Here is a 9236-nt window from a genome sequence, read left to right on the forward strand (position 1 = left end):
CGCAAGAGCATGAATTGCAGCAAAATCCTGAGAAGGCATACTCACGCTCTGGACTTCTTCCAAGCATGGTACAATTTCGTCAAACCTCATAAGTCTCTGAGGTTAGAGGTCAATCAAGGTAGAAAGAAATGGATGCAGAGAACTCCCGCGATGGCTGAAGGACTCGTTGATCACGTCTGGACCATCAAAGAACTGATGACATTCAGGGTGCCAATTCAATGAAACGAGTACACTACCCAATAGCATTCCTGGTAGCAAGTCCTCCAAGTCTGGCGGGATCAAAATGGGTGCAGCAATCCGTTCTCAAATTCTGACCTCATTCTTTCAACGCATAAAGCGTAATATGAACTTCAAGATAAAGGCATTTTATTTCCTTAACCGATGACCGATGAAACAGATTCAAGACCCCCTCCAGCGATCTTCGACCTTCTTGGAGGACGGCTCTTCGGCTGGAGTTCCTCGGATTTATGGACCTTTTCAGGTAAAGGATGGAATGGGAGCGTTTTCAACGCTCTCATCGACTTTTTTTTCTGCAGGAAGTCTCCGCAGCTGTGGAGACTTGGCATTTGCTACTATCGGTTCTCCATCGGGACGTACTCCCGGTCGAAGTCGCCTATGTAGAGGGACCGGGGCCTGAATATCCGGTTGTTATCGAGGTACTCCATCACCCGGGCGGTCCAGCCGGCGACGCGGCTGACGGCGAATAAGACGGTATAGAGGTCGTCGGGGACCCCCATGGCGTTGTAGACGATCCCGGAGTAGAAGTCGACGTTGGGAAAGATCCTCTTCTCCGCCCCGAGGTCTGAGACGACCGCATCCTCGAGCCTCTTCGCCGTCGAATACATCTGGCTGCAATCGGGGTTCGACTCCGCCATCATCCCCGCCAGGGGGGCGAGGACCCGGGCCCGAGGGTCGTAGGTCTTGTAGACCCGGTGGCCGAAGCCGGGGATCTTCCGACCCGCCTTCCGGGCATCCCTGTACCAGGCCGGAACCCGGTCTGGAGAGCCGATCTCCCCCAGGACCCTCGTAACCTCCTCGTTTGCTCCGCCGTGGAGGGGGCCGTTGAGGGCGCCGATCCCCGCATCGACGGAGAAGTAGATGTCAGACATCGTCGACGCCACCACCAGGCAGGCGAAGGTGCTGGCATTCATCCCGTGGTCGGCGTGGAGGATCAAGGCTACGTCCATCACCCTCTCCTCCAGGGGGGTGGGCCGCCGACCCGTCATCATGTAGAGGAGGTTTGCGGCATGGCCGAGCTCGGGGTCAGGCTCGATGGGAAGGCGGCCACTCCTGATGCGGCCGATGGCCGCCGCCAGGGTCGCCATCCCTGCGATGAGATGGATGCAGCTATCCATGGACTCGGCGTCGTCGGTGGCGGCCCTCGCATCCCGGGGCCGTCTTAGGTGGCGCCTCTGGAACTCGTAGATGGCGTGCTCCTCTCCTGTCGGCCTCGTCTCCATGGGGATCGAGTCCTCGTCGGAGGCGATGGCGTCTTCGAAGGACGGCCTGCCGCCATCGCTATCCCGCCAGGTCTGCCTCTGGTGCATGAAGTTCGTCCCCATCCTGAGGGCCGCCATGGGATTCATCCACTCCAGGGGGGCGCCCGCCATCATCCTCAGGGTGTTGGGGAGGAACCGGAATTCACTGAGGCGGCCTGCAAAAGTAGCGAGCTGCCTCTCCGTTGGAAGCTCGCCGTAAAGGAGGAGGTAGGAGACCTCCTCGAAGGTGGAGTGGGCGGATAGGTCGAAGATATCGTAGCCGCGATAGATGAGGGTCCCTTCAGATCCGTTGACGAAACCGACCCGGCTCTTACAGGCTATCGCACCTTCAAGTCCGGGGCCCACAGTACATTTTATCGGCCAGTCCACCCCCCTCATCTGGTCGAAGATGGGGTCGGTCCCTTTCGGCTTCGAGGAGGTCTCTTTCTTTGCCCGCAGGATCAGCTCGGAGATGTCTTCGTCTATTCTTTCCATATATAATCCTCTCCAGGATGGGGATAGCGATAAAACGCCCCAAACAAACGCCCTAAACGCCCTTTCCTTTGAAGACCGCAGTTTGGTCGATCTGGAGCGGTGGGCGGGCCTCCCATCTCGTCGGCCAGCTAGAACTTCCGGGCCTTCAAGATCTGCTTATATATAATCCTTTCATCGACGGTGAGCTGCTGGCCGTATATGCGGCAAGTCCGGGTCGTCTCTCGAATATACTCTGGGCTTGAAACCGGCCGGTGGACTTAGGGGCGGATGGCTGATGACCCTGGAAGGGATAGGTCTTCTATAGATGGTGTGCGGCCCCGTCGCACCACACAGACCTATTCAGCGTAGACCTATTCAGTCGACAGAATCCGAGTCCGCCGGTTCGAATAGCTTGTCTTCCCCCATCTCGGAGAGGGACCTCTCGCAGATATCTGCGTTCTCCAGAAGAAGAGCGCCGTACCAGGTGAGAAAATATCTTCCGTCGACGAGCTTCACCAGGTCGAGGTTTCTCATCGATATGAGCTCGTGATTGAGCTTGTTTCTGTCCAGACCCGTCCCGGTCTGGAGATCTCCAAATCCGAGGCCGGTTCGATCGTCGTACAAAATTCGCGCTATGTTCTTCGGGCTGTTCTTGTAGAGTTTGCTCATGGCCTTCGAGACGTCGCAGGTCTTTCTTCCCGCCACGTCCGTTCCGGAGGCGGCGAGGTTTCCGACAACCATCAGCAAAATAGTCAGCATGAATGAACCGATACATTTCATCATCGGGGACCCCCATACGAAACTGAGCTTAATGTTAATGATCTCGTCAAGTATATAAGAATATCGGATGATTTGATACTCAGATAATCCATACACGGGATCATTGGATAATCCGACAGGTTTAAGTATTTAAACCGACTATATTATACGTAAGAGTAATTCAAGGTGATGAGAGGATATGCCAGATATTCGATCCTCCAGGAGCATCATAGAGGCGATAGACCCGAACCTTCTTCCCTCCTTCGATACGCTATCAGAGAAGATGGAGAGATATCCAGGGATGCCCCTCGATCAGGGCGGAGGGACGATCTCCTCAACCCTAGAAGACGGAGAGCTCCGGACGATGCTTACCCTCATATTTTTTTATATGCTGGAGGAGAAGATGTCCCGGGGTTCCCTACGAGAGATGGGGGTCGCCGGCATCATATCGCTGGTGGAGACGATGGTCAAGGAAGCGCTCAATAATTTCTAAACTTTATATTTTATTATGATTTATGTTATATTTTTATAATATATCTTTTAATCAATTTTATAAATTTTCGGAATCTGTCCAGCTCCAGGAAGGCCCATGCTCTCCTCCGGCTTGGATCGGGCAGGCCAGACTCCGTCGAACACATCGGAGGACCGGCGCTAGCTTCTGGAGGTCCCCCCCCAAACTCTATCGATCCCATCGGCCTCCCCGTTCCCGACGAGGTCGTCGAAGTGGACCCTCAACTCGCGGACGCCGTCCTCCTCCCAGACCGTCTCAAGGGCAAAGCCCATCTTCTGAAACATCCTGAAGACCTGGATGTTGGTGGACAATACCTCTGCGACGAACCCCAGGACCCCCTGCTTCTTGGCGAGGACAGTGAGCCGGGCGAGAAGCTCTCTACCCACCCCCTTCTTCTGAAAGTCGTCCCTCACCACGTAGGCTACCTCGGCGGTCATAGACTCGCCCAGGAGGCCGTACTGGCCGATCCCCACGACCTCCTCCCTCCCGGCCTTCTCGTCCTCCACCACCGCCAGGATCACCATCTTCTTAGAATAATCGACGACGGCAAACTCCTGGAGCCACCGGTGGGATAGCTCCTTCTTGGATCTCATGAACCTGCGGTAGAGGCTCTCGTCGGATAGCTCGTGGAAGAACTCCTTCAGGAGCGGCTCGTCGGTGATCTTGACGGGGCGCAGGAGGATATGAAGGCCCGCCTTCGTCGTCCGCCGGGTCTCGAGGCCCTCAGGGTAGATCCCGGCTTCGCCGGGGACGTAGGCCTGATCGGCGTATATCAGCCCCAGCCTCTTTGCCTCCTCGACAAGCCAGGTTCTGTGGTCGGGGTGGGCGATGGCGATGAGGTCCATCGCCCTCTCCCGGACGTTTTTGGCGTGGAGGTAGGCGATGCCGTGCTCGGTGACGACGTAGTGGACGTCCCCCCTGCCCAGGGTGACGCCGGAGCCGGGCTTGAGGGTGGGGACGATCCTCGAGGTCCTCGCTCCGTCGGCCGTTGATGGTAAAGCGAGGATCGACCTTCCGCCCGGCGCGAGGAGGGCGCCCCTCATGAAGTCCGCCTGGCCGCCGATCCCGCTGTAGTGGACGCCGCCCAGGGACTCGGCCGTCGCCTGACCCGAGAGGTCGATCTCGATGCAGCTATTTATCGCCGTCATCCTCCGGTTTCTGGCGATCACCAGAGGGTTGTTCGTATAGTCTATCGACCTGAACTCCACCAGGGGATTGTCGTCGAGGTATTCGTAGGTCGCGGCCGTCCCCATGGAGAAGGAGGCAACGGTCTTCCCCCGGTCGATCGTCTTTCTGGAGTTGTCGACGACCCCTGACTTCATCAGATCCGCCAGGCCGTCGGTGAAGAGCTCGGTATGGACCCCAAGGTGCTTTTTGTCGCCGAGGCTTCCTAGGACGGCGTTGGGGACCGAGCCGTAGCCGACCTGGATGGTGGATCCGTCCTCGACGATCCTGGCGACGTACTCCCCGATCCGACGGGCCATATCGCCGGGGACGGGGTCGTGGTACTCCAGGAGCGGCTCGTCGCAGAAGACGAGATGGTCGACGTCCTCGACGGAGACGAAGCCGTCGCCGGGGATCCGGGGCATCCTGGGGTTGATCTGGGCGACGACTATGGAGGCGGCCTCCACCGCTGCCTTGACGATGTCGACGCTGATCCCCAGGCTCATGTAGCCGTGGCGGTCGGGGGGCGAGGTCTGGACGAGGGCGACGTCGATGGGGATCGACCCTTGGCGAAATAGCGCCGGGACCTCCGAGAGGAATATGGGGGTGTAGTCGGCGTCCCCCCGGTTGATCGCCTCCCTACTCCGGGAGCCGACGAAGAAGGAGTTGAGCCGGAAGTTCTCCCGGAACTGCTCCTCGGCGCAAGGGGCGATCCCCAGGGTCCAGACGTGGATCATCTCGGCGCCTAAGAGGGAGTTAGGGCTCCGCTCGACGTACCTCTTCAGGGCTCCGACGAGGTGCTGGGGCTCGCCGCAGCCGGTCCCAACGAAGATCCGATCGCCGGGGTGTATCCGCTCGAAGATGGCCCTCTCCGGCCAGAACTTCTTAGGCCACCTCTTCTTCAATTCCATAAATTCTGAGCCTTTATCGTCCGGAACGAGCGCCAAACCGAGCCACCTCCAAAAGGTCTTATCGAATCGAAAGAGCCTCCGCGAAAATCGAGAGCGTGTGGACTTTCGACTGGAATAAATATTGGATGAGATGATATTTATCGATGTTGGTATAAAATTATCTTAATTAATCGTGAAGGACCTCAGCAGAATCCTCGCCATCAGTTATTGAGCCATCCTCGACGTTCTCACAGTATCGGGACCTGCTCGGCCAGGATTCGGCTAGGATTCGATTCTCTCAGCCTTGGATGAAGCGATTTATAGGTGAGGACGTCCACGCGCCTGTTCAAGCCGTCCTCCAGCTCGTTTTTGAGGTGGGCTAGATCGAGGAGGCTCTTTCTTCCCTCGAACTCGATCAGGATGTCGATGTCGCTTTCTTCGTCCATCTCGCCGCGGACGATGGAGCCGAAGAAAGCCGCTCGTTTGACGCCGTTCTCTCGCAGGATCTCGATTACTGCGTAACGCACCGCCTGCATCTGATCGGTCATGGAAATCTTCGATGTTATCTCAGTTTATTTAGCCACTTATCTTATTTTATTAGTTAGTTCTATGTACCAACCTTCCGAAGAGTTCTCAAAATCGTAGATAATTTCTTTACTCCTTGAAGCAAAATAAAAAAGGGACATCTATTCATGAACGTATTATGACCGTCCTGTCGACATGGAAGCAACAGGGACTCAATACCCTACAGATACTGAGATCAAGCCTGGCCAGCTAAACACGTACCTAAAAACTATTATTACTCCAGCGACGATGGTCCGGCAGATATGCGCGATATGCGCGATCTCAGCGATCAGGCGAGATCCGTAGGATTGATGGCCGATCGCGGCGGCCGTTTTTTCCGATGAGATCGATGACGTAGACGAAGATGAGGACGGGGGTGAGGATGAGGATGAGGGTTATGAAGGGCGAAAGATCTGGGAGAGAGGAGGGGGCGAGCGGCCCCGGAGCCGTCGTCTCCTGGACGGGGGGAAAGGACGGGTGTCTTGCGGCGTACAAGGCGATGGAGGCGGGAGTGAAGGTCAGGTACCTCCTATCCTTCTGGAATCGAGACCGGGTGGGGGCCCACGAGGTCAATCCCGCCCTCCTGGCCGCCCAGGCGGAATCCCTGGGGTTGCCCCTCATCAGGACCGGCTTTTCGTCCTACGAGGAGGAGTTCAAGCGGGCCTTTCGCGCCATCGACGGGGCCGAGAGGAAGAGGGGCGCAAAGATCTCCTCCGCCGTCTTCGGCCACATAAGAACCCACGGCCCCCTGGTGGACCGGATCTGCGCCAGCCTTGCGATCGAGGGCTTGATGCCGATCTGGAATATGAACTCAGAGGAGGTCATAGGGGAGCTTCTCGAAGCCGGATTTGAGGCGGTCGTCGTCGGCGTCCGCTCCGGCCTCCTCGGCGACGAGTGGCTCGGCCGCCGGATCGATGGAAGCTTCGTCGCGGACCTGAGAGCCCTCGACCCCGCAATCGACCCCTGCGGCGAGAATGGCGAGTTTCATACGTTCGTCCTCGACGGCCCGATCTTCAAAAGGAGGCTCGTGATCGAGGAGGGAGAGGCCATCTCTAGGGGAGCTGTCCGGTTCCTCGATATAACGGAGTTCGCCGTCGAGGAGAAAGGGGCCCTGTGAAAGACAGCCTCCAGATCTTCCCCTGGACCATCCCCAGGAGGCCGCCGCCATGAAGATGAAAGCTCGCCGGATCGCGGGGCCCTCCCCCGGCGGAGCGCCGCCCGCGCCCTCTGGGAGGCCTTCTTCGGCGTCGCGGTCTGCCTCGGCATCGTCGTCATATTCCGGGAGCGTTTCAACTCCGGCGGGAGGCTAGCCCGGTTCATGGCCGATAAGAGCTTCGCCGTCTACTTCTTCCACCCGGTGATCCTGATCCAGCGTCACCGCCGCCCTGCGGAATTTCGCGCTGCACCCCCTCGCCAAGTTCGCGGTGGCGGCGGCGGTGGCGGTGCCGATTTGCTTTGTGGCGGGCGAGATGGTGCTGAGGCGGATACCGTTTCAGTGCTAGCATTCCACAATGCAGTCTTCTTTAGGCGGTCTACTATAATAATAAGCAAGCTTCTCTCTTAGACTCGCCCTTGAATCTATCGAAAGTTCTAAAATTTTTGATGCCATCGTTTTTTCAAGGAGTGTATCATAGTTTCGAACCTTTTCGTTTTCAGAAACAATGCAATCGCATTTTATTTTAGTCACATTTCTAAAATCAATAATATAATACCTCGATTCAAATTCTTCCTTGCGCACATTTACATTATAACTTTTGAGACGCAAATCTTCAGCATAAACAAATAGATTGTCCAATGTATATAATTTTTCTCCGCTTCCCGCTGGGTCTGTTACATCCTCATGCCCTAAGTCTTTCCATTCTCGAAATGTGTGGGGATAATTGATCAATGTCATGTCCCCCCTAAAATATGGATTTGCGAAAAATTTTTTCCTTTTTGCATCTAAAATAGTTGTAATGGGGCTACCGATAGGGTCTTCTCTCCAATAGAACAACACGGTGTAAGTACAACTAGATAGTTTGGATGTTTGATATCAAGATTGTACTCAGCAAAATTATTTCTAATTGGCTCTTTTTGATTTGGAACCGCGGTTATATATCCTGTTACTACATCTCCCAGTCTCAATGTATTACTTGGGTTCTCTGTATAAAACATGTCTACCACAGCTATTCAGGGATTTCCTCATCGTCTTCTGAATAGTACTTATCTAAATCGATATAACCATAAGAATTCAATCTTTGCGCATAAGATCGGAAATCTTTATTAACACTAATACCAGTAATTCCGAGGAATTTTCCATCTGACGTCAATTCTACTTCGATTTCGTACTTATCGAATGGGTATATCACGGATTTGCTTTCTGGATATGTAATGCCTGTTTTATATTCTTTCCTAACCTCCAGATAATCTGTTTGACCCATTTCACTCCTCCTGAATTATCATTTGCTTATTTTCCATATATTCATAAACGGGTGATTTTATAACTGATTTATAAGCATCAGATATAATTTCATGCAATTTGTCTGTAATTGTCAAATATTCTGATACATTTTCTATATTGACTGCAAACCCATCGAAATCAAGGATTAACTTATCTACGCCATCAATTTGGCCTAGAGATTCCGCGTATCTAAGGTTATATTCTCCTTTTTTGACGATTGTTTGAAATGCCATAGCTGTGGCATCTTCTATTTTGAATCTATCCAAAGGAAATGTCGAGTTATACCATTCTTTCAAGGTAGTATTATCTTTAGTAATCAATGGGCAATGATCGATATATCTAAGACCGATTCGGTTGATTATAGGCAATTTTACAACATCAAGGAATGCTCCAACAGCATATTCTAAAGCATATCTGAATTTTTTGCTATTGTCCTCCCCCAAGTTATAGGTTTTATGGAATTCTGAGGATATATCTAATGAATTTGATGTGATACTTAATATTGTATTATTCTTTGATTTAAATTGCCATATTTTTTTTGTAGTATTCTTCTCTAATTCCTCTGAAGGAATTTCTATCTTTTGGTTAGGACCAATATCGGTAAATAAAAGTCCTCTCCTAAAAATTAAGTTCGTGTCAGGAAACTCTCTCATCAATTTTTCCTGTAGTGCTCCAATTCTATTTTCAAGATAAAATAAATTTGGATATGTAATCTGAAATATTACTTGCTTGACCGTCGGATTGGGATAGATTTTATCGATGACCATTGTTTTCGCCTCAATTTCGATCGCTAGATTTCACCTAGCATTTTGATTTCACCTAGTATTTTGGGTAGTGAACCAGCAGTGAGTTGATGTTATTTATACTATTACGTTCTATCTCATTGTGGGTGTAGCAAGATGGGTCGAAGAGGTCCAAAACCTGGATTCAATGATGTTGCATGTTCTAACGAGGAT

General features: G+C 53.0%; 9 protein-coding genes and 1 pseudogene. 3 read left to right on the plus strand and 7 right to left on the minus strand.

Going from position 1 to position 9236, the window contains the following annotated elements; genetic code table 11:
- Window positions 1-222, plus strand: a pseudogene (locus P0O24_RS11755) (IS1 family transposase); the annotation flags it as partial.
- Between the two features lie 350 nt (window positions 223-572).
- Here the strand turns inward: P0O24_RS11755 and P0O24_RS11760 are convergent.
- Both P0O24_RS11760 and P0O24_RS11765 read right to left on the minus strand, forming a co-directional pair.
- Entirely contained in the window at window positions 573-1973 is a 1401-nt protein-coding gene (locus P0O24_RS11760) for a citrate/2-methylcitrate synthase (protein WP_316969947.1), read from the minus strand.
- A gap of 354 nt (window positions 1974-2327) precedes the next feature.
- Complete coding sequence (locus P0O24_RS11765) at window positions 2328-2699, minus strand: hypothetical protein (protein ID WP_316969948.1); 372 nt, start codon at window positions 2697-2699, stop codon at window positions 2328-2330.
- 211 nt (window positions 2700-2910) lie between these two features.
- Between P0O24_RS11765 and P0O24_RS11770 the strand changes: the two genes are divergently transcribed.
- Window positions 2911-3204, plus strand: coding sequence for a hypothetical protein (locus tag P0O24_RS11770; RefSeq protein WP_316969949.1), 294 nt, complete (start codon window positions 2911-2913; stop codon window positions 3202-3204).
- 158 nt (window positions 3205-3362) lie between these two features.
- Here P0O24_RS11770 and P0O24_RS11775 read toward each other — a convergent pair whose 3' ends face one another.
- Together P0O24_RS11775 and P0O24_RS11780 are read right to left on the minus strand one after the other, a co-directional pair.
- Window positions 3363-5297: a GNAT family N-acetyltransferase gene (locus tag P0O24_RS11775; protein WP_316969955.1), complete on the minus strand. Its 1935-nt coding sequence runs from the start codon at window positions 5295-5297 to the stop codon at window positions 3363-3365.
- A 227-nt stretch (window positions 5298-5524) separates the two neighbouring features.
- On the minus strand, window positions 5525-5824 hold the full coding sequence (locus tag P0O24_RS11780; RefSeq protein ID WP_316969950.1) for a nucleotidyltransferase family protein: 300 nt from the start codon (window positions 5822-5824) through the stop codon (window positions 5525-5527).
- Between the two features lie 380 nt (window positions 5825-6204).
- Between P0O24_RS11780 and P0O24_RS11785 the strand changes: the two genes are divergently transcribed.
- Window positions 6205-6957 carry a Dph6-related ATP pyrophosphatase gene (locus P0O24_RS11785; protein WP_316969951.1) on the plus strand — a complete coding sequence of 251 codons (753 nt, stop codon included), beginning with the start codon at window positions 6205-6207 and terminating at the stop codon, window positions 6955-6957.
- 381 nt (window positions 6958-7338) lie between these two features.
- On the opposite strand, the gene P0O24_RS11790 is transcribed toward P0O24_RS11785, so the two are convergent.
- The 3 genes from P0O24_RS11790 to P0O24_RS11800 all read right to left on the minus strand — a co-directional run bounded on the left by P0O24_RS11790 (window position 7339) and on the right by P0O24_RS11800 (window position 9047).
- On the minus strand, window positions 7339-7833 hold the full coding sequence (locus P0O24_RS11790; RefSeq protein WP_316969952.1) for a hypothetical protein: 495 nt from the start codon (window positions 7831-7833) through the stop codon (window positions 7339-7341).
- A gap of 172 nt (window positions 7834-8005) precedes the next feature.
- Window positions 8006-8260: a hypothetical protein gene (locus P0O24_RS11795; protein ID WP_316969953.1), complete on the minus strand. Its 255-nt coding sequence runs from the start codon at window positions 8258-8260 to the stop codon at window positions 8006-8008.
- Between the two features lies 1 nt (window position 8261).
- Window positions 8262-9047 (minus strand): TIGR04255 family protein, encoded by a 786-nt coding sequence (locus P0O24_RS11800; RefSeq protein WP_316969954.1) that lies wholly within the window; start codon window positions 9045-9047, stop codon window positions 8262-8264.
- Window positions 9048-9236 lie beyond the last annotated feature (189 nt).

Source organism: Candidatus Methanocrinis alkalitolerans (genome assembly GCF_029167205.1).
Lineage (GTDB): Archaea > Halobacteriota > Methanosarcinia > Methanotrichales > Methanotrichaceae > Methanocrinis > Methanocrinis alkalitolerans.